Source organism: Limnobacter sp. SAORIC-580, from assembly GCF_013004065.1.
Taxonomy (GTDB): domain Bacteria; phylum Pseudomonadota; class Gammaproteobacteria; order Burkholderiales; family Burkholderiaceae_B; genus Limnobacter; species Limnobacter profundi.
In genome coordinates this window covers 3,161,258-3,178,950 of sequence record NZ_CP053084.1, presented here as the reverse complement: position 1 = coordinate 3,178,950, position 17,693 = coordinate 3,161,258, and the positions used below count along the sequence as shown (strand labels likewise).

Sequence of the window (17,693 nt, the reverse complement as noted above, 5' to 3'; positions counted from 1 at the left end):
CATGTCCCGACCTCTTGAAATTCAAATGCCCGCGGCTGCGAAGCCTTATGCCCCGGTGGTGAAAGCCAGTACCCTCGCCCCCGGGGCGAAAGAACCTGCCTTGCAAGCGGTGGACGCACCCGGCAGTGCGCCACGCGTTGCAGTGCGTGCCAAAGCCGAAGTGGCTGAAAAACTGCCTGCACGTGAACTGTTTTTGATCAGTGCAAAAAAGCACAGCCTGGCTGCGTTGATGACGTTTTTGTCGATCGGCGCATTGGTGGCCTTCTGGTATGTGGCCACTTTGTACAAGCTCGACTTTTATGTGCGCTTCAACAATATTCCCACGCCGGGTGAAGTGTTCACCAACATGGTGGAGTTGATGCAAAACCAGCGCTTCCAAACCAACATCTGGAAAAGCGTGGTGCGCATTATGCAGGGCTTTGCCATGGCCACAGCCCTGGGTGTCACCTTGGGCCTGCTGTGCGGCCGCTTTGCGGTGGTGCGGGGCCTCATGTTTCCAGCGCTTGAAGTGTTGCGCCCAATTCCTGCGATTGCCTGGGTGCCCATTTCAATCATGCTGTGGCCCACCACAGAAAGCAGCATTATTTTCATCACCTTCATTGGCGCCTTCTTTCCAATCCTGATCAACACCATGGCGGGTGTGAAGGGCGTTGACCCTGTGCTGCTGCGCGCTGCAAAAAGTTTGGGTGCAAATGAGTTCACCATGCTGACCAAAGTGATATTGCCTGCAGCCCTACCCAATGTATTCACCGGTTTGGCGGTGGGCATGGGCGTGGCTTGGGTGTCGCTGATTGCAGCGGAAATGATTTCAGGCCAGTTCGGTGTGGGTTATTTCACTTGGGAAGCGTACTCGCTGATTGAGTACCCCAACATTGTGCTGGGCATGATCGTGATTGGCGTGTTGGGTTTGTTGTGCAGTGGCGGTATTTTGCTGCTGGCCCGTTTGCTCATGCCTTGGCAACAGATTGCCGGGCCCGGAGGTGGAAAATGAACAGCACTGTGAAAAAGCCCGAGGGCTGTATTGAACTGAGCAATGTGCAGGTGAACTTCATTCAAAACGGTGCGCGTTTTGCTGCTGTTCAGGATGTTTCCCTGAATGTGCAGCCCGGTGAGTTTGTGTCGGTGGTTGGCCCATCAGGTTGCGGTAAAAGTACGCTGTTGAACATTGTGGCCGGGTTCCTGAAGCCCAGCGATGGTGTGGTCACCATGGATGGTCAGGCCATTCATGGCCCCAGTGCCGAACGTGGTGTGGTGTTTCAACAGTACTCACTCTTTCCTTGGCTCAAGGTGCGCGAGAACGTGGAGTTCGGTTTGAAGCTGCAAGGCATGGCTCGCCACGAGCGAGAAGGCAAGGCGCGCACCTTGTTGGGTTTGGCTGGTTTGCTGCCTTTCGAGAACCATTATCCTGATCAGCTTTCCGGTGGCATGAAACAACGCGTGGGCATTGTGCGGGCACTGGCCACCGGCCCGCGCGTGTTGCTGATGGACGAACCCTTCGGTGCACTCGATTCCCAAACCCGCGTAGTGATGCAGGAAATTCTGACCCACATGTGGCAGCAATGGAAAATCTCGGTGCTGTTTATTACGCATGACATTGAAGAAGCCATTTTTCTGTCCGACCGTGTGTATGTGATGACCGCCCGCCCCGGAAAAATCAAGGCGGAAATTCCCATCGATTTGCCACGGCCACGTTCGGCTGCCATGACCGCTTCGCCCGTGTTCACAGCCTTGCACCGCCAACTGAAAAGCCTGATTCGCGAAGAAAGCCTGGCTGCCATGGGTGGCGAAATTGACCCCGCCACCATGGGCCAAAGCTGGCACTTGGGCGAAGAAGGCATGGAGACGTTGCGATGAACAGCGCATCAATCCAACCCGTTGCGGTTACAGACCAACGCGCCTCGCAACTGTTGCGCATTGAATGGGCCGACGGCGCGGTTAGCGAATTGCCCCACAGTTTGCTGCGTACACATTGCAAGTGTGCAGAATGCGTGGCTGCGCAGCGCGCAGGGCAAGCCGTGGTGCAGGGCAGCGCCATTACCGGCATTGAAATGGTGGGCGAACACGCCCTGAACTTTAAATTTGCAGACGGCCACGAACGTGGAATTTTCCCCTGGGCCTACCTGCGTGAACTTGGAGTTGCATGATGAGCAATTTGGCATTTGAAACCGTGCTGGAAGTGCACCACTGGAACGAATCGCTGTTCAGCTTCAAAACCACCCGCAGCCCCGGCTTGCGTTTTCACAACGGGCACTTCGTGATGATCGGTTTACAAGCCGAAGGCAAACCGCTGCTGCGCGCTTACAGCATCGCCAGCGCCAACTACGAAGAACATCTTGAATTTTTGAGCATCAAAGTGCCCGATGGCCCGCTGACTTCCCGCCTGCAACACTTAAAGCCCGGCGACCAATTGATTGTGGGCCAAAAGCCAGTGGGCACCTTGGTGATCGACGACTTGAACGACGGGCGAAACCTGTACCTGCTGGCCACCGGTACCGGCCTTGCGCCCTTCATGAGCATTATTCGCGACCCCGACACCTACGAGCGATTCGACAAAGTGGTGCTGGTACACGGCGTGCGCACCGTGAGCGAATTGGCCTATTCCGATTACATTCGCGAAGAACTGCCCAAGCAGGAATACATTGGCGAACTGGTGCAAGGCCGCTTGCTGTACTACCCCACCGTAACCCGCGAACCCTACCGCAACCGCGGCCGCTTGACCGACCTGATGCACAGCGGCAAGTTGTTTGAAGATTTGGGCCTGCCAGCATTGGACGCTGCACACGACCGCGCCATGATTTGCGGCAGCCCCAGCATGCTGGAAGACACCTGCAAACTGCTGGATGCGAAGGGCTTAAAGATTAGCCCCAGGCAGGGCGAGCGCGGGGATTATGTGATTGAGCGGGCGTTTGTGGAGAAGTAGGCTTTGGTTGCGGGCTACTTCCTCCGCCAATTTAGTGAACAGATTGGCGGGAAGGTTATCGAGTTTTTGCTAAATTCCCAATCGAAGAAATATCCCTATATGGCTATTTGATGTTAATAAAAATAGCCCTGTAGGGATATTAATATGTTTTCTTTTTATCCCTGTAAGGATACACTGTAGGCTTATTTCTCGCCCTGCAGGGATAAGTTTATGGACAAGTCCTACCGCTGGCTGCAATTGCGCCAGGCCGACAAGCAATTAAAACCTTTGCTTAAGAAAACCTTCCCGCCGCGGCCGTCCTGCGGTTGGATACAGGCCATTCGGGAGGCTCTTGGCATGACTGCTGTATCGCTCGCTCAGCGCCTCAATGTAAGAAACTCCACGGTGCATAAGCTAGAGAAAAGTGAGGCCGACGATAGCATCTCGCTAGCCTCTCTGCGCAAGGTTGCCGCTGCACTCGACTGCGAACTGCACTATGTTCTCGTGCCGAAAATGCCCCTAGAGGCCAAGCTGAAGGAGCAAGCCAATACCGTGGCTAGAAGGCATATGCAACCCGTGGCGCATACCATGTCGCTTGAGGATCAAGCCGTTGGTACCAAAGCGCAGCAGGCTCAATTAGAGCTGATTGCAAAAGAGCTGCTTGACGGCAACTGGCGCGAGTTGTGGTGATGGAGTTCACATACCAGCCCGGGCAGACCCCGCTTGATCCGGATGAAAAAGAGGGCCTGAAGCCCAAGCACATCTCGACGCAGGGTGAGCTCAATGAATGGGAACAGCTCAATATCATCTAGGGTGCCCGGTGGGCTCGGCGCCAGCTCAAGCAGGATATTCTGGATGAGCTGGCAGCACGATTTCACCACCAGCTTGTGCTCATCCACCCGTTTCCGAACGGCAATGGGAGATGCTGCCGTTTGATCGCCGATCTTTTACTCCAGAAAATGGGCTTGGAACCTTTTACTTGGGGCAGCGGTGGACATGCTTCCCTTGTGAGCCAGAGCGAAATGCGGGCCGAATATCTGGCCGCCCTGCGAGCAGCCGACCAAGGCGACATCTCGCCACTTCTTGCTTTCGCACGCAAATAGCTCAATCCCTGAAACGTTCAAAAAGCGCTTCAGCTTTGCAAAAACCGTGAGTTAGTGGGTAAGCCTGATTCTCTTTGTTAATGTAAAAGAGGGCGGGAAACCCACTAACTTGAAGATGACGTGTAATTGCCAAATGTTTTTGAAACTCAAGTTCAGTTTCTTTGGCGTGAAGGACAGTTAAAAACTGCTCCTCGCACAACCCTGTGGTGCCAGCGCAATCAATCAGCGTTTCATCTAAAGACGGGTTCCTGGCCTCACGGTAATAAGCAGATTGAATTGCTTTTGCCATATTTGGTGAGCTTCTGGCAGCTAACTTCTCAGCTGCTATCACTGCTCTACAAGCTTGGTATGTTGAACGATAAGGTGTGTTCCGTTCCCAATAACTGTGATTAAACGTTACTTGAGAAACCTTTTCTATTTGATGCCAATAGGAAGAAATAGCCTCTTTCAGGTTTTCGCTCATGGGTTCTTTGGTATCAGGCGCTAACCCTCCCATTATCCAGTCCACCTCCGCTGAAGGATATTGTTCTAGAAACCGATCCAACTCCGGTTGAAACCCATAACACCAGGCACACATGGGATCCATGACATATAAAAATCGCATACTCATTTCGTTTACTCCGTAGAACGGGTTGTTGGTGCATAACGTGTCCGAGTCGACCGACCAGTTAGGCATCATCGGCGCTCTTTGTGTCGTCCGCGATGTCGAAGCTCGCGAATATGCAGGCGTCTAGCATGCAGGGGTAGATGTCAAGTTCGCGAGCAACTTGCTGCACGCAACGCTGGACGAAGCAATACACGACTTCGTCTGTGAGCGCGGTGCCAGAAGGAACGAAACTAGCACCGAATTCACGCATCTTCTTCAGAACCCGGCTATCGAGCGGCACCTCGTAGCGTGACAAGCCGACCCACTGGATGAAGTTTCGCGATTGCTTCTGACCAAGGCCCGGGTACTTGCCTGCCAACATGTAAGCGACTACAGCCTTCTCTTTCAGACTGGTCGGGTAGCTCCGCAGCGTTTCAAGGTGGGAGAGAAGGACCCTCCACTCCCCTTCTTCCAGGTGCTTCCAAATCTCGGTCAAGTTGCCCGCAATGGTGGGCGCACGTCGCAGACCCGCACCCGTCAGTTCCGTCTCCAGAAAGTCGGCCAGATCCTTCGATTCGCGGCACCTATGGATATCGAGTGCGGGACTCTCAGACTTCAAAAAGCGGCTAACTCCAGAGTTCGGGCCAGAGCGCTGCTGCGTCGTTACTTGGCATCCAACGAGAACTCGCCAGATGTTCTGCTTGGACAGGTCGATCCCGTTGCGCCTGACGTTCAACTCGTAGCGACGCCGAGGCAAGTCCTTGTTTTCGTTTTCGGCAACGAAGCGCCGCCACAGTGCGAGAGTATGGTCGTCGATGTTCCAGTTTGCGAGCACGTGCGATCCTTGGTGATGCCTAACGTTTGACATGAGAGGCTCGACCCGGCTTGCCGGGGCGAGTCCTCTCGATGGAAGGGTTAGGTGTCATCTCTTGCCTCTGCTTCACTTGTATGGGACGGCGCAGGAAAGGCTGAGGCATCTTTTGTGCTGAGGTCCAAGAGTCGATCAAAAATCTTCTGCTCCGCAGCGCTGAGGGCGGCTAGATTCTGAGCCTCTGAGAAGGCCGCTATATAGCCACATGCGGCGTGAAGAACGGCGATGAGAATTTCTTCGAGCTGCCGTGCGGTACTTTCTTGGAAATCTTCCATGGTCGCATTGCCGGATAAACGACCTGTGTAGAAGTAGCTAACACCAAACGGCGATCCATGAATGACCTCTGACGATAGTCCATAGATAAGTGCGTAAGCCGCGAGTAATCGTGAGCCCGCTCGGTTCCCTGAGAGCTCACCGACGCGCCTGATCCGGCTGGGAACGTCTAAGGCTGACCACGTTCCCATGCCCTTGCCTTCAAACTCGGCGAACTTTGTGGCAAGCGTTTGCTTGGCGTTTGGGTCGGACGAGACCTCAAGGGAGTATTTGCCACTACCCACCCGTCGGTTGTGGTGCTTCCAAGTCGCGTAGTCCACATGTCGGATTGCTCGCTCGGATACTTCATCTGTTTCAGACAAAAGGTACGCAGCGTTCACAAAGGTCTCTATCGCTGACCGCGCAACAGGGTAGGCATCTCTGACGGGAATGCCGCGAAGCTTTGCCATGCGCAAAACAGTATTCATGGACTGCCCTGCGGCCATGGCCAGCAAAGTGGAAGTTCGTCGTTTCGGTTCGCTTAGCGAACAAACAAGTTTCTCTCCCTCAAGCTCGGCTGGTCCCTCAGAGGCGACGTGTAGCGCCAGGCGAACGAACTCCAACTGAAGGAGACCGAGACCGCGCAAAGCATCAATCAGTGGGACTTCTTCTGCCATGTGAGGGACTTTTGATGACACCTAACTTGATTTATCGAACAATAACGGCGATATCCATTTATCCGCACATCGCACATGATTTCTTTAAATTACCTATTAAATTAACTATTTCAGATATTTACAAAGCATCGCATGAACAGGATGAAAAATAAACCTTGGTTATTCGCCACCTAGATGGCGAGTAAGGGGCTCGATTTGGAAGATCAGCGAGATCATCGACTGCAAGGTTGAACAGCCTAATCAATTAGAGCTACCCGAATAAGTGATTTTTTGAGTGGCCTTACAGGTCTGATAGTGTATTCGCTTTCCATCAAAACGCATCACAACCATATGCGACCAAACCTAGGTAGATGGCTGTTTTCTGCCTGCGCCACCTTTCTTCTCTCTTTCTCTCAAGGAGCTCATGCCGTGTGGCAAGACAACCTCGTTCTGTCCTCTGCGGTAGAGGGTCAATTACTTGATCACGGTAAACCTTTGGCTGGAGTGAAAGTGAAAAGAGTTCTTCACTGGAATATGGAGCAAGAGGCTCGAACAGAAATAACCACCACGAAGGCGGACGGCAAGTTTCAGTTTCCAGAGGTGCGCGGTGCAGCAGAGTTTGGGTTTCTAGCCAAGCTTTTTCATGTGCCTGTTATTTCCCAAGAGATTTATTTGATCCAAGCAAACGAAGAAATTATTTTGTATTCGAAGACCCGAAGTTCATACAAGCCTAAATTTGAAACTGGTTACGATGAAATTCAGTTTAGTTGCGACCTTTCGTCGCGAGAGCTTATCAATGGGGTGCTGCCAAGTTTGGATTGCAAGGTCAGAAAAATGAGGCATGGGGACAACTGAATAAATGAGTCAGCACAATCAACTCCTATTGCCACCCAGTCTGGTTCACAGTTTGTCAGATGTCGTGTACCGGGCAGATTTTTTATTTCGCGACACAAGAAAAATGAATCCGACTGCGTCTGTTGCAAGCGTTAGGAACATGGCTGCGGCCAGGCTCGGTAAAGAACTCTTGGATATTGATGAGGTATACGGTAAGCATGTCACAATGATTTCTGGCCGATCCGGCCTCTTCAACATCGACCTGCTCAGCGGTTTCGGTTTCGTCGCACACGGTACTGGCAGCCGCGCAAACGAGCTGGTTCTTGTCACGCGCGGTACCAACTTTCAGTACAACAAATTCGATTTGGCAACCAACGCAAACATCGGCTATGGCATTGGCCCACGCGGCAATGTGTTTCACCGTGGGTTCCTGAAAACCTTCAAAAGCTATCAAAGCCAGTTGGTCAGTTTTGTATCGCAAAGTGGTGCAAAGCGGCCAAGTACCATTCACTGCATGGGCCATAGCCTGGGCGGGGCATTGGCCAATTTGAATGCCTGCATGCTGCGTGATGCAGGTTTCAATGTATGCCTGTACACCATCGGCGCACCGCGTGTGGGTATTGTTAGCTATGCGCAAGACATCACCAAGCAAATTGCACCGGGGCAAATTAGGCGTATTGCCAACCCCTGCGACCCAGTGCCCATGGTGCCCTTGTTTCCTTACATGCACGCCTCGCGCGGGTCTTCTGAATTATTGATACGGCATGGCGAAAAGGTGGGTATTGATGCGCACCTGTTGCACAGCGGTTATTCCAAAATGGCCTACAGCAGCAGTTGGAGCGATTTTTCTCCGATGCCGCATGGCTTGTCGCAATACACCGATTTGTCCCGAGAGTTTGCGAAACTGGGTGGCGGTGGCATGTTCAATGCCAAGCTGCTCGACCTGGTGGGCAAGCTGACAGAGCAGGTGTTGCGCTCAATGGGATACGCCTACCTGGTCACAGTGCAGGGTGGATTAAGCCTTGCCGTTACAGCGGCAGATCTGCTTTCAGAAGTGCTGGTGAAAGCCGCAAACGCCAGCAAGCTACTGGCTGAGGATGTGTTCACCATTGTGAATTCCATGCTTGATTTTCTGGGGCGTGCACCGATCAGCGGCACAGCGCTCACCATTCAAACCCTGCACTGGATTCTTGACCAGTTCAGCACGGAAATGGCTGGGCGGGCGCAGCAGGCCATGTTGAAGGCGCAGCGGGGTTAGTTTTAAATCAAACAGGTTTAAATCCCGCCGTCTTGATGGCATGGGTGTCGAAGCTAACACAGTGCAGGCACCCGGCTTTGTTTGCAGTTCGCTCGATTAGGCAATCAGAAAAGTCTGCTTTTGATGTTTCGAAAATTTTCAGTGCTTTAATTGCTATTTCCGTATTTTCAACAAGCAGTTCGCGTGTGCTCAACAAGGTTTCAAGAATTGCCACTACTTCAGGTTTGCTTGCTTTGTAGCAGCTTTGCATAACCCACACCAATTCAACCAGTGAAACTTGAGAAATAAACCCAGGGTTTTCCGTTGTAAGCGATGTAATCAGTTTGGTGGCGATAGGGGATTGTTTGGCATCATCTTGGGCGATATAGCGGACCAGTACGTTGGTATCAAGGCCGATCATCGGGCTTTGGCCCCTTGCTTGGCAATCGCTGAGTTCATTTCTTCGATGCTGACAGGTGATAGCGGTTTGCGCAACATGCCTTTGAGAGCGTGCACGGAATTTGTTGCTGCAACAATTGCAAACTTTCCCTTTTCTGTTTCAACAAATTCAACCCTGCTGCCGGTTTCCAGTCCAAGCGCAGCGCGCACCCCAGCGGGAATTGTAATTTGCCCTTTGGATGTTACTGAAGCTGTAGCCATGATTGATATATCCCTTGATATAATTTCCTTACTTTAGAGTAAGGAGTTTTGCCTGTCAAATGAATTTTATTGGAGAAGGGCGCACCCCAGGTGGGAGAACAACCTTACTTCTCAACCCCCCAATACAACACCCACCCCGCCGCAACACTCACCACCCAGGTCAGCAAAAACGCTAGCAGCATCGCGCCAAAACTGCTCAAGCCCAAGGCAATCACCACTGAACTTGCAAAGACGGCAATGCCGTAGTGAATCAGAAAAACCGAGTATGAAATATCGCCCAGCCGGCGCACTGGGCCTTGAACAATCACACTGACCAAGCTTTCAATACGCGCACTGTTCATTAACAGCAAAGCTGTTACACCCGTCAGCAACAAACGTTCGCGCCATTCAATCCACAGTGCAATGCCCAGCAGGCCCGCAATCAGCAAGCTGACCAAAATCACTTTGCCTTCACGTTGAGCCCAATGGGCCGCAACGCCCAAGCCGTAAGCACCGAAAAAATACCAGGCCCATTCATCGTGTTCAGCATTTCGGTTCAACACCAACAAAGAGGCGATGGTCATGGCAATTGCCAGCAGCAACAATCCCTGCTGGGGTTCAAGCAATTTCAGCCCGCCGGTTTTTTGGCTTGCCCACGCCATCAACACCAACACTGCGTAAAGTTGCAGGTCAATGGCCACATACCAAACCCCGGCCGACAACGCCTCCACTTCTACAATGTCGTGCAACAAAAATGCATGGGCCAGCAGTTGGGTAAAACCTGGCAAATCCGATACTTCCGGGTGCATCGCAATTTTGCCGCCCAACCAGCTCAACAGCACAGCCAACGCAATGGCCACCCAAAAGGGTTTGGCCAGGCGCAAAAAGCGTTTTTTGAACAAGGGCCAAACTTCCACATTGCGTGACTTGCTGAGCAAGCTGAACATGGACTGCGCCGCCAAAAAGCCGCCAATTACTAGAAAAATTTGCACCACATAGCGACCCTCATCGGCGATCAAACCCAGCAGACCGGGCCACTTGGCTTGCAGCACCGGCGACATGGGTGTGTACAGCAACAGGTGGTGAACCACAATAATTTGTGAGGCCAGGGCTTTCAGCAGGTCGATGGTGGAATTGCGCACAGGGCAGGCAGAAGGGATGGGCAAGTGCGAAGTATAAGGCGAGTTGCTTCAGTAAATGTGGCTTGAAATGGATTGGCCTGAACTGCACCAACTTGGTGCTACCCGGTGTTTTACAGGCGTATCATCATGGGCTTGTTTCAAACAAACCTGTTGATTCCAAACATGAAACTCTCCATCCGGGCTTTGCGAGCTCTGTCGGTGTCGAGGTCGATTCTTGGCTTCGAATCCAATTCCACCAGTCCCCGCGAGAAAGCCATTTCTGGCCTGGGTGCCTTTTTGGGAATCTTGATGGTGTGTTGGGTGTCCAGTTTTGTGGTTCAGGGCACCGATGCAATTTTGGTGGTCGCATCCATGGGTGCAACAGCGGTTTTGTTGTTTGCTGTGCCGAACGGCACCTTGTCGCAGCCTTGGGCGCTGATGGGTGGGCATTTTGTATCGGCACTCATTGGCGTTACCTGTGCGCGTTACATTCCGCACACTTATTTGGCTGCGGCTTTGGCGGTGGGTTTGGCGGTGGGCGTGATGTACTGGGCCAATTGCATTCACCCGCCGGGCGGGGCCACGGCGCTAACCGCCGCGTTGGGCGGTGAATCCATTTCAAACCTTGGTTATTGGTACATGATCAACCCGGTGTTGTTAAACACCCTGGCTATTTTGTTGGTGGCAGTCAGTTTTAATGCGCTGTTTGCCTGGCGGCGCTACCCCAACCATTTTGCGCGCAAGCAGAAAAAGCGGGTCGAAGCCTTGTCGGAAACCGGGGCCAGCCTTACCCACGAGGATTTTGCAGCTGCCATTGCCCGCATGGATTCCTATGTGGACGTGAGCGCAGACGTATTGGCCGAGCTGTTTGAATATGCCACCAAGCATGCTGATGAGCAAAGCACTCACCCCCAAACCCTGACAGTGGGCGCCTTTTACAGCAACGGCCAAGTGGGTTATCGCTGGTGTGTGCGCGAGTTGCTGGACATGTCATTAACCACGCCTTACAAGGGCGAGGCCGGGCAACAAGTGATTTACAAAAATGTGGCCGGTGCCGATTTGTATGAAACCGGTTTGAGCAATGTCGAGGCCTTCAAGCGCTGGGCGCGCTACGAGGTGGTGTTGCAGGACGGTCGCTGGCTGCCAGTGAAAGCAGCCACGCATTAACGTTGGCTTTCTTGTAGCCGGTTCAGGTGCTCGTGAAGAATTCGGCGCACTTCAACAATGGCCTCGGGCGTTTCCTGCACGCTGTGCCAGGAGTTCACCACCAGTTCTGAGGCTGCACCCTCCAGTTTTGCGCTTGCATAGGGCACCACACCATCGCTGCTGGCCTCAAGAATAACGCCGGGTGTGTCGTTGCCCATGATGGAGTGGTAGGTCACCTTGCTCGAGATCGGCAATTTGGAAGACTCCCGCACGAACGGGTCTTGGTCACTGAGGTTCTTGATGCTGTTGAAAGAGTCCACCAAGGGTTCATTCGATGCTTCATTGGGGTTGACCAACAGCTGACCAATCTCAGTCACCCGGCTTAGTACGGTGGCCGGCAAGCGAATAAGCCCCGACACAAAACGCGCAAAACGATTTTCTGCGTAGGGGGTTCCGCGGTGCGGAGCTGCAATGAAAATGGCGCGCGTGGGTTGCGGCATGGCATCGAATATCACGAAGGGCTCAATTTTCTGACGCAGTCTTTTTTCTCGTTGTTCTGAAATGTTGTATCGGTCCAGCACCGATTCCCACAATTGGTCGCCCGAATTCGACACCATCAGCCGTGCCAACACGCCACCCATGCTGTGGCCAATGAGCACCATTTCTGTGGAGGCCCTTCGCTTGCCTTGCGGATCAAAGTTTTTTAACGTGGCATTCACTGCTTCGCGAATCTCGCGGTTGTTGAATGGCAGCGGCAAATTGGTGGGGTAGTACACCTGCCAAATCTGAAAATTCTGGCGAAGTTCTTCGTCGCCCAGCACTTCATTGGCCACATTCACCCAGGCCTCCGGGCTGCTGGCCAGGCCATGCAGCATCAAGATGACACGGCGGTTGGGGTCGAATGGTTGCATCAAATAGATGCGGGGTTTGTCCAGTGTTTCACTGCGACCAATCAGCGACAGCAAACTTTCTTGCGCAAAGCCTGAGCGGGCAAGCCACAGCCCATAGCCTGACGTGAAATTGGCAGCCAAGGGAACACGTATGCCGCGAACATCTACACTCGAATTCCGGTGAGGATCAAAACCCTGTAGTTCTACACGTTTGCCCTCCAGCACCGATTCAACACTGTTGCCAGGAAAGTGCAACATCACGGTGACAGAAGGGAAGGGTGTTTCGCTCCAAGGCTTGTTCTCGTCTTCCCGTTTCACCACACTGTCGGCAAATACGGCCACCAATTCAGCACCCAAACCATCACGGCGGTACTGATTGCGCAAACCCTTGAAGGTGAGTGATGACGCCGCAAGCAGTTCATTGGGCAATTGGCCCTTGTGGCTTAAGCTGATGCCCGCAGTGTTGCCGCTAACCTGCCAGGGGGCAAAGTCGAGCAGGTAAGTTTTTTCCTGCGAAACAGACTGCTCCAATTGATCGCGGTAGCGGTTGAATAAACCCACCACAGCCTGCTGGGTTGAAAAATTGTAGTAGTCGCGCACTTGAGCTTGCCGGTCTTCCAGTGCGCGCAGGTCGGGCGTTCTGCCGGTGAAAAACAGGTAAGCGTAGGCGTGCTTTGCACTTTCAAGGTAGGCGGAAAGGGTGGCGGCTTTCAACGCATCGTTGGCTGGCTCCAGTTTCTGCGCTTCTTCGTTTTGCAGGGCTTCCTGCAGCCACAGTTCGGAAATGGTGGAAAGGCGTTGTTCATCGCTTAGGCCGATGGAGGCAATCAGCAATTTTCTGCATTCAGAAATATTGGTGTTGCAACGCCCCTCGTTGGTGCCAACCACCTGAAGGGCTGTACGCGCGGATGCGCTGAGTTGGCCGGTGGTGAGCACATCGCCCCGGCGCGCTGACAGGTAATCTTCCGAGCTGACTGACCCCACGCTAACCATGGCGCAGCCCGACACGGACAGTGCAAGCAGAGTGGTAGTGGCGAGAAGGGTAAAGTTGAACATGGGCGTACTGCGCTTACCTTGAAGGAAGAACCTGATTCTACGCGAGGTCCTCTGGCACATCCACGTCTTGCAACACATCGGCGCTTGGCCAATCAATTGCAATCATTTTTGCACCGCGCAGCAAATGTTTTGCACCCACGTCACCTTGCAAGGCAATCAGTGAACCTGCCCATGCACGCGTCAGCCCCACTGGGTGCCCGCGCTTGCCTTGAAAGTATGGCGCCACAGCATGCAACTCTTGTGTACTCACTTTCAAGAGTTCAGCATGCACCCGTGCAACAGCTTCAACGGGCACCCAAGGCATGTCTCCCAGTGAAATCACAAATCCGGTGGTGCCAGGCTTTCTCTCAAGGCAATGCCTCACTGCCGCAGCCAAGGCGCTGCCCATGCCGTGTTGTGCTTCGGGGCTGATCAACACTTCGCAGCCTGCATCGAACAGGCAGTGCACACGCTTGGGTTGGTGGCCTTGAATCACAGCCAGCGTGCCAGGCAGCACCTTGCACATGGTGCTGCCGCTGTGCCACAACACAGGCTTGCCAGAATCGGGACGAAGTTGCAGCAGCTTGTCCTTTTCTCCGCTGGGGTCAAAGCGCTGGCCCTGGCCTGCGGCCAGCAAAATACCCTGAATCATGGCCTGGGCTTTTTCATTTTGCGCAGGCGCTCAAGGTGTCAGCAGCCACTTCAAGCGCGGCTTTGGCTTGTGCCACGTTCAACACCTTGTCGCCGGCAACGCCGTTTTTCATGGCCACCAGTTCGGCGGCAATTGAAACAGCGATTTCAGCCGGTGTACGGCTGCCAATATAAATACCCGCGGGGCCGCGCAAGGTTGCCGCCTGTTCCTCGCTTACGCCGAACTCCAGCAGGCGGGCTCGGCGGGTTTCGTTGTTGCGGCGCGAACCCAGCGCTGCCACATAAAATGCAGGGCTTTGCAGGGCTTCCATCAAGGCAAGGTCATCCAGCTTGGGGTCATGGGTCAATGCAATCACGGCCATGCGTGCGTCGGGTTTCATCGCAAGCACCACATCGTCGGGCATCTCACGTGTCAACGTGGTGCCCGGCTCATTCCATTCATCGGCGTATTCCTCACGTGGGTCGCACACGGTGACAGCAAAGTCGAGTGCCACGGCCATGCGCGCCAGTTGCTGGCTAAGTTGGCCTGCACCAATCAGCAACAAACGGTAGCGTGGGCCAAATACACTGATCAGGGTGGTGCCATCAAACACCAGGCCTTGTTCCGGGTGGGTGGGCTCCAGTTTGCGCTCGCCTGTTTTTATGTTCAGGCTGCGCTGCACCAGTTTTCCGGCTCTCAATGCGTTCAACAAATCGGTCAATTCATTGGCTGCAGCCAGGGGTTCAAGCACAAGCTCCATGGTGCCGCCACAGGGCAAGCCGAAGCGCCGGGCCTGCTCTGCACCCACACCATAACTCACCAGTTGGGGCTGTAACGGGAAGCCGTCCTTGTTCAACAGGCGGTCAATCAAATCGTCTTCAATACAACCACCGGATACGCTGCCCAGGGCATGGCCGTCGTCGCGCAACGCCAGCAACGAGCCCGGTGGCCTGGGGGAAGAGCCCCAGGTGCGCACCACTGTGGCCAGCATCACGCGGTGGCCATTTTCCAGCCACTGGTGCGCGCGCTGCAACACTTCAAGATCAAGACTTTCCATGTTGCTGCTCCTTTACGCTTTCAGTTGTTCACCAATCGGCAGTTTGCGAATGCGCTTGCCGGTTGCATTGAACAAGGCGTTGGCCAATGCCGGTGCCAATGGTGGAACCCCGGGTTCGCCCACACCGGTTGGCTTTTCACCAGACTGAACCATGTGCACTTCGACCTTGGGCATTTCGTTGATGCGCAACACTGGGTAGTCGTGGTAGTTCGACTGCTGAACTTCGCCGTCTTTCAAGGTGATTTCACCAGTCAGTGCAGCGGCCAGGGCAAACCCAATTCCGCCCTCCATTTGCGCTTTCACCACGTCGGGGTTTACCACCACGCCGCAGTCTACTGCGCACACCACGCGGTCTACCTTGAAGTTCCTGTCTTTCTGAACGGTTACTTCAACAACCTGTGCCACAAAACTATTGAATGATTCATGCACAGCAATGCCGCGTCCGCGTTTGGCACCGTCACCTGCAGGCGCAAGCGGCTTGTTCCAACCGGCTTTTTCAGCCACCAGTTTCAGTACACCTGCGTGGCGGGGGTGCCTGGTCAACAGGGTGGCCCGATATTTAACCGGGTCTTGTTTGGCTTGAACGGCCAGTTCATCAACAAATACTTCGGTGGCATAGGCGGTGTGGGTGGAACCCACTGCACGCCACCACTGAATGGGTACGCGAACCTGTTCATTGGTGGTGTGTAAATCCACCAGCATGTTCGGAATTTGGTAAGGAAGATTGGATGAACCTTCCACAGAAGTGGCATCCACACCGTCTTTCACCAGGAAGCCTTCGAAGGGCGATCCCTTCGCAATGGACTGGCCCACAATGCGGTTTTCCCAGGCCACCGGCAAACCATTTTTGCCCAAGGCTGCCCGCAAGCGGTGTGCGTACACCGGGCGGTAGTAGCCGCCCTTCATGTCGTCTTCCCGGCTCCACACCAGTTTCACCGGCGCTTTGCCGCCAATGGCTTTCACAATGTGGGCGGTTTCAACCAGGTAATCAGCTTGCGGGTTGGCTCGGCGGCCAAAGCTGCCGCCAGCATACAGCATGTTCAATTTCACTTTTTCGGGGTCAAGGCCCAACACCCCGGCCACAGCGGCCTGATCGGCAGTTTGCATTTGTTCGCCGTTCCACACCTCGGCGCTGTCCCTGTCCAGTTTAATGAGGCAGTTCAAAGGCTCCATTGAGGCATGCGCAAGAAAAGGGAAGTGATAGTCGGATTCAAAGGTTCGTTCGCTGCGCGCGAATTGACTTTCGGTGTCACCATCTTGCCGAACAACGGTGCCGCGTTTGCCCAGCAGCTTGGTGTAGTCGACGGCAATTTGTTCGCTGCTGCCCTTGTAAGCCGTGGACAAATCCCACTCAATATTCAGTGCGTCGCGCCCTTTTTTTGCAGTCCAGTAATTGGTCGCCAGCACTGCTACACCACTGGGAATGGTGACCACATCCGATACACCTGCAATAGCACGTGCTGCTTTGTCGTCTACGTTCTTCACGGTGCCGCCAAACTTGGGCGGGTGCGCAACTACAGCCACCAGCATGCCTGGCAATTTCATGTCTTGCGTAAACATCGCGGTGCCATTGGTTTTTGCAGTGCTGTCTTTGCGGGGTGCTGTTTTGCCAATCAGTTTGAAATCTTTCGGGTCTTTCAAATTGACTTCGCCCGGCACAGTTTGCTCGCTGGCCGCTTCGGCCAACTCGCCAAAAGTGGCCTTGCGATTGCTTTTCGCGTGCGACACAACACTGTTGCTCACCGTAATTTCACGGGCAGGTACTTTCCATTGCGCAGCTGCGGCGTTTACCAACATGGCGCGGGCGGTGGCGCCCGCCGTGCGCATTTGTTCAAATGAATTGGCAATTGCGGTACTGCCGCCAGTGCCTTGCGCACCCCAAAACAGGTTGTTGTAGTGCTTGGTACTGGCGCCTGCGCCTTCCACTTTGACTGTGGACCAATCGGCATCCAATTCCTCGGCCACCAGGGTGGCAAGGCCGGTGTACACGCCTTGACCCATTTCCAGGTGTTTGGAAATAACAGTAACTGTGTTGTCGCTGCCAATGGTTACAAAGGCATTGGGGGCAAAGTTGCCTGCTTCAACCGCACTGCCAGCCAGGCCTGGGCCACCGGCTTTCAGTTTGTTGTTGGCAAATACAGAGGGAATGCTGACTGCGAGTGTTAAACCGGCGCCTGCTTTCAAGAAGTCGCGACGAGAAACCTTGGTAACAATGCTCATGAATATTTCTCCTTAAGCCAATGTTTTGGCGGCTTCGTGAATGGCCGCGCGAATGCGCACATAGGTGGCACAGCGGCACACATTGCCTGCCATGGCTGCATCAATGTCGTCGTCGGTGGGCTTCGGGTTGCTGGCCAGCAAAGCAGTGGCCGACATGATTTGCCCTGACTGGCAGTAACCACACTGCACCACGTCGAGCTTTTGCCAGGCTGCCTGAACGGCCGAGCCGACTTTGTCGTTTTGCATGGCTTCGATGGTGCTAACTTTTTTGCCCGCAACGGTTGATACTGGTGTGGAGCAACTGCGCACAGGCTCGCCATCGACATGCGCTGTGCAAGCGCCGCAAAGGCCCATGCCGCAACCAAATTTGGTGCCTGTCATGTCCAGGTCGTCGCGAAGCACCCAAAGCAGTGGCGTGTCGCCATCCACATTCACACTGACGGCTTTGCCGTTCAATACAAAATCAACCATTCATCACCTCCGGTATTCTAAAAAATGTTGCAGTGCACCTATTCC

The 17,693-nt window shown here is 53.9% G+C and carries 20 protein-coding genes; 9 read left to right on the top strand and 11 right to left on the bottom strand.

Translation table 11 applies throughout. The annotated features are described in order from the left end of the window. Nucleotide 1 precedes the first annotated feature (1 nt). The 6 genes from HKT17_RS14915 (at nucleotide 2) to HKT17_RS15665 (ending at nucleotide 4,002) form a co-directional block, all read left to right on the top strand. Complete coding sequence (locus tag HKT17_RS14915; protein WP_171101151.1) at nucleotides 2-991, top strand: ABC transporter permease; 990 nt, start codon at nucleotides 2-4, stop codon at nucleotides 989-991. After that, nucleotides 988-1,854 (top strand): ABC transporter ATP-binding protein, encoded by an 867-nt coding sequence (locus HKT17_RS14910; RefSeq protein ID WP_105027616.1) that lies wholly within the window; start codon nucleotides 988-990, stop codon nucleotides 1,852-1,854. The genes HKT17_RS14915 and HKT17_RS14910 overlap by 4 nt, the downstream gene beginning before the upstream one ends. Beyond that, nucleotides 1,851-2,144, top strand: a complete 294-nt coding sequence (locus HKT17_RS14905; protein WP_171101149.1) for a gamma-butyrobetaine hydroxylase-like domain-containing protein — start codon at nucleotides 1,851-1,853, stop codon at nucleotides 2,142-2,144. Before HKT17_RS14910 ends, HKT17_RS14905 begins: the two co-directional genes overlap by 4 nt. Continuing rightward, entirely contained in the window at nucleotides 2,144-2,920 is a 777-nt protein-coding gene (locus HKT17_RS14900; RefSeq protein ID WP_171101147.1) for a ferredoxin--NADP reductase, read from the top strand. The genes HKT17_RS14905 and HKT17_RS14900 overlap by 1 nt, the downstream gene beginning before the upstream one ends. A 210-nt stretch (nucleotides 2,921-3,130) precedes the next feature. Further along, nucleotides 3,131-3,589, top strand: coding sequence for a mobile mystery protein A (locus HKT17_RS14895; RefSeq protein WP_171101146.1), 459 nt, complete (start codon nucleotides 3,131-3,133; stop codon nucleotides 3,587-3,589). 158 nt (nucleotides 3,590-3,747) lie between these two features. Then, nucleotides 3,748-4,002: a Fic family protein gene (locus HKT17_RS15665; protein WP_371815444.1), complete on the top strand. Its 255-nt coding sequence runs from the start codon at nucleotides 3,748-3,750 to the stop codon at nucleotides 4,000-4,002. A 1-nt stretch (nucleotide 4,003) separates the two neighbouring features. Here the strand turns inward: HKT17_RS15665 and HKT17_RS14885 are convergent, their stop codons facing one another. From HKT17_RS14885 to HKT17_RS14875, 3 genes are all read right to left on the bottom strand, one after another. Further along, nucleotides 4,004-4,612, bottom strand: a complete 609-nt coding sequence (locus HKT17_RS14885) for a DsbA family protein (RefSeq protein WP_240965838.1) — start codon at nucleotides 4,610-4,612, stop codon at nucleotides 4,004-4,006. Nucleotides 4,613-4,670: 58 nt separating this feature from the next. Next, on the bottom strand, nucleotides 4,671-5,423 hold the full coding sequence (locus HKT17_RS14880; protein WP_171101143.1) for a hypothetical protein: 753 nt from the start codon (nucleotides 5,421-5,423) through the stop codon (nucleotides 4,671-4,673). 80 nt (nucleotides 5,424-5,503) lie between these two features. Beyond that, nucleotides 5,504-6,388, bottom strand: a complete 885-nt coding sequence (locus HKT17_RS14875; RefSeq protein ID WP_205882457.1) for a DUF5677 domain-containing protein — start codon at nucleotides 6,386-6,388, stop codon at nucleotides 5,504-5,506. 408 nt (nucleotides 6,389-6,796) lie between these two features. Between HKT17_RS14875 and HKT17_RS14870 the strand changes: the two genes are divergently transcribed. Next, nucleotides 6,797-7,222 (top strand): DUF6795 domain-containing protein, encoded by a 426-nt coding sequence (locus HKT17_RS14870; RefSeq protein ID WP_171101141.1) that lies wholly within the window; start codon nucleotides 6,797-6,799, stop codon nucleotides 7,220-7,222. A gap of 103 nt (nucleotides 7,223-7,325) precedes the next feature. After that, nucleotides 7,326-8,459 carry a lipase family protein gene (locus HKT17_RS14865; RefSeq protein ID WP_205882456.1) on the top strand — a complete coding sequence of 378 codons (1,134 nt, stop codon included), beginning with the start codon at nucleotides 7,326-7,328 and terminating at the stop codon, nucleotides 8,457-8,459. Nucleotides 8,460-8,466: 7 nt separating this feature from the next. Here the strand turns inward: HKT17_RS14865 and HKT17_RS14860 are convergent, their stop codons facing one another. The 3 genes from HKT17_RS14860 to HKT17_RS14850 form a co-directional block, all read right to left on the bottom strand. After that, entirely contained in the window at nucleotides 8,467-8,859 is a 393-nt protein-coding gene (locus tag HKT17_RS14860; RefSeq protein ID WP_171101137.1) for a type II toxin-antitoxin system VapC family toxin, read from the bottom strand. Further along, nucleotides 8,856-9,098 carry an AbrB/MazE/SpoVT family DNA-binding domain-containing protein gene (locus HKT17_RS14855; RefSeq protein ID WP_171101135.1) on the bottom strand — a complete coding sequence of 81 codons (243 nt, stop codon included), beginning with the start codon at nucleotides 9,096-9,098 and terminating at the stop codon, nucleotides 8,856-8,858. The genes HKT17_RS14860 and HKT17_RS14855 overlap by 4 nt, the downstream gene beginning before the upstream one ends. Before the next feature lie 104 nt (nucleotides 9,099-9,202). Continuing rightward, complete coding sequence (locus HKT17_RS14850; protein WP_205882455.1) at nucleotides 9,203-10,243, bottom strand: acyltransferase family protein; 1,041 nt, start codon at nucleotides 10,241-10,243, stop codon at nucleotides 9,203-9,205. A gap of 138 nt (nucleotides 10,244-10,381) precedes the next feature. Between HKT17_RS14850 and HKT17_RS14845 the strand changes: the two genes are divergently transcribed. Beyond that, complete coding sequence (locus HKT17_RS14845) at nucleotides 10,382-11,365, top strand: HPP family protein (protein ID WP_240965835.1); 984 nt, start codon at nucleotides 10,382-10,384, stop codon at nucleotides 11,363-11,365. Here the strand turns inward: HKT17_RS14845 and HKT17_RS14840 are convergent. The 5 genes from HKT17_RS14840 to HKT17_RS14820 are packed head-to-tail and all read right to left on the bottom strand — an operon-like array spanning nucleotide 11,362 to nucleotide 17,648. After that, nucleotides 11,362-13,290, bottom strand: a complete 1,929-nt coding sequence (locus HKT17_RS14840; RefSeq protein ID WP_171101129.1) for an esterase/lipase family protein — start codon at nucleotides 13,288-13,290, stop codon at nucleotides 11,362-11,364. The genes HKT17_RS14845 and HKT17_RS14840 overlap by 4 nt on opposite strands. Nucleotides 13,291-13,327: 37 nt before the next feature. Further along, a complete protein-coding gene (locus tag HKT17_RS14835) occupies nucleotides 13,328-13,921 on the bottom strand; it encodes a nucleotidyltransferase family protein (RefSeq protein ID WP_105027606.1) in 594 nt (197 codons plus the stop codon). A gap of 13 nt (nucleotides 13,922-13,934) precedes the next feature. Then, nucleotides 13,935-14,957 (bottom strand): XdhC family protein, encoded by a 1,023-nt coding sequence (locus HKT17_RS14830; protein ID WP_171101127.1) that lies wholly within the window; start codon nucleotides 14,955-14,957, stop codon nucleotides 13,935-13,937. Between the two features lie 12 nt (nucleotides 14,958-14,969). Further along, nucleotides 14,970-17,177, bottom strand: coding sequence for a xanthine dehydrogenase family protein molybdopterin-binding subunit (locus HKT17_RS14825; RefSeq protein WP_171101125.1), 2,208 nt, complete (start codon nucleotides 17,175-17,177; stop codon nucleotides 14,970-14,972). A 12-nt stretch (nucleotides 17,178-17,189) separates the two neighbouring features. Continuing rightward, nucleotides 17,190-17,648, bottom strand: coding sequence for a (2Fe-2S)-binding protein (locus HKT17_RS14820; RefSeq protein ID WP_105027604.1), 459 nt, complete (start codon nucleotides 17,646-17,648; stop codon nucleotides 17,190-17,192). Nucleotides 17,649-17,693: the final 45 nt, after the last annotated feature.

Excerpts from the sequence above, each read along its gene's own strand:
- HKT17_RS14915 (WP_171101151.1), top strand. The coding sequence starts at position 2 with ATGTCCCGACCTCTTGAAATTCAAATGCCCGCGGCTGCGAAGCCTTAT.
- HKT17_RS14910 (WP_105027616.1), top strand. The coding sequence starts at position 988 with ATGAACAGCACTGTGAAAAAGCCCGAGGGCTGTATTGAACTGAGCAAT.
- HKT17_RS14905 (WP_171101149.1), top strand. The coding sequence starts at position 1,851 with ATGAACAGCGCATCAATCCAACCCGTTGCGGTTACAGACCAACGCGCC.
- HKT17_RS14900 (WP_171101147.1), top strand. The coding sequence starts at position 2,144 with ATGAGCAATTTGGCATTTGAAACCGTGCTGGAAGTGCACCACTGGAAC.
- HKT17_RS14895 (WP_171101146.1), top strand. The coding sequence starts at position 3,131 with ATGGACAAGTCCTACCGCTGGCTGCAATTGCGCCAGGCCGACAAGCAA.
- HKT17_RS14885 (WP_240965838.1), bottom strand. The coding sequence starts at position 4,612 with ATGAGTATGCGATTTTTATATGTCATGGATCCCATGTGTGCCTGGTGT.
- HKT17_RS14875 (WP_205882457.1), bottom strand. The coding sequence starts at position 6,388 with ATGGCAGAAGAAGTCCCACTGATTGATGCTTTGCGCGGTCTCGGTCTC.
- HKT17_RS14865 (WP_205882456.1), top strand. The coding sequence starts at position 7,326 with ATGAATCCGACTGCGTCTGTTGCAAGCGTTAGGAACATGGCTGCGGCC.
- HKT17_RS14860 (WP_171101137.1), bottom strand. The coding sequence starts at position 8,859 with ATGATCGGCCTTGATACCAACGTACTGGTCCGCTATATCGCCCAAGAT.
- HKT17_RS14855 (WP_171101135.1), bottom strand. The coding sequence starts at position 9,098 with ATGGCTACAGCTTCAGTAACATCCAAAGGGCAAATTACAATTCCCGCT.
- HKT17_RS14845 (WP_240965835.1), top strand. The coding sequence starts at position 10,382 with ATGAAACTCTCCATCCGGGCTTTGCGAGCTCTGTCGGTGTCGAGGTCG.
- HKT17_RS14840 (WP_171101129.1), bottom strand. The coding sequence starts at position 13,290 with ATGTTCAACTTTACCCTTCTCGCCACTACCACTCTGCTTGCACTGTCC.
- HKT17_RS14835 (WP_105027606.1), bottom strand. The coding sequence starts at position 13,921 with ATGATTCAGGGTATTTTGCTGGCCGCAGGCCAGGGCCAGCGCTTTGAC.
- HKT17_RS14830 (WP_171101127.1), bottom strand. The coding sequence starts at position 14,957 with ATGGAAAGTCTTGATCTTGAAGTGTTGCAGCGCGCGCACCAGTGGCTG.
- HKT17_RS14825 (WP_171101125.1), bottom strand. The coding sequence starts at position 17,177 with ATGAGCATTGTTACCAAGGTTTCTCGTCGCGACTTCTTGAAAGCAGGC.
- HKT17_RS14820 (WP_105027604.1), bottom strand. The coding sequence starts at position 17,648 with ATGGTTGATTTTGTATTGAACGGCAAAGCCGTCAGTGTGAATGTGGAT.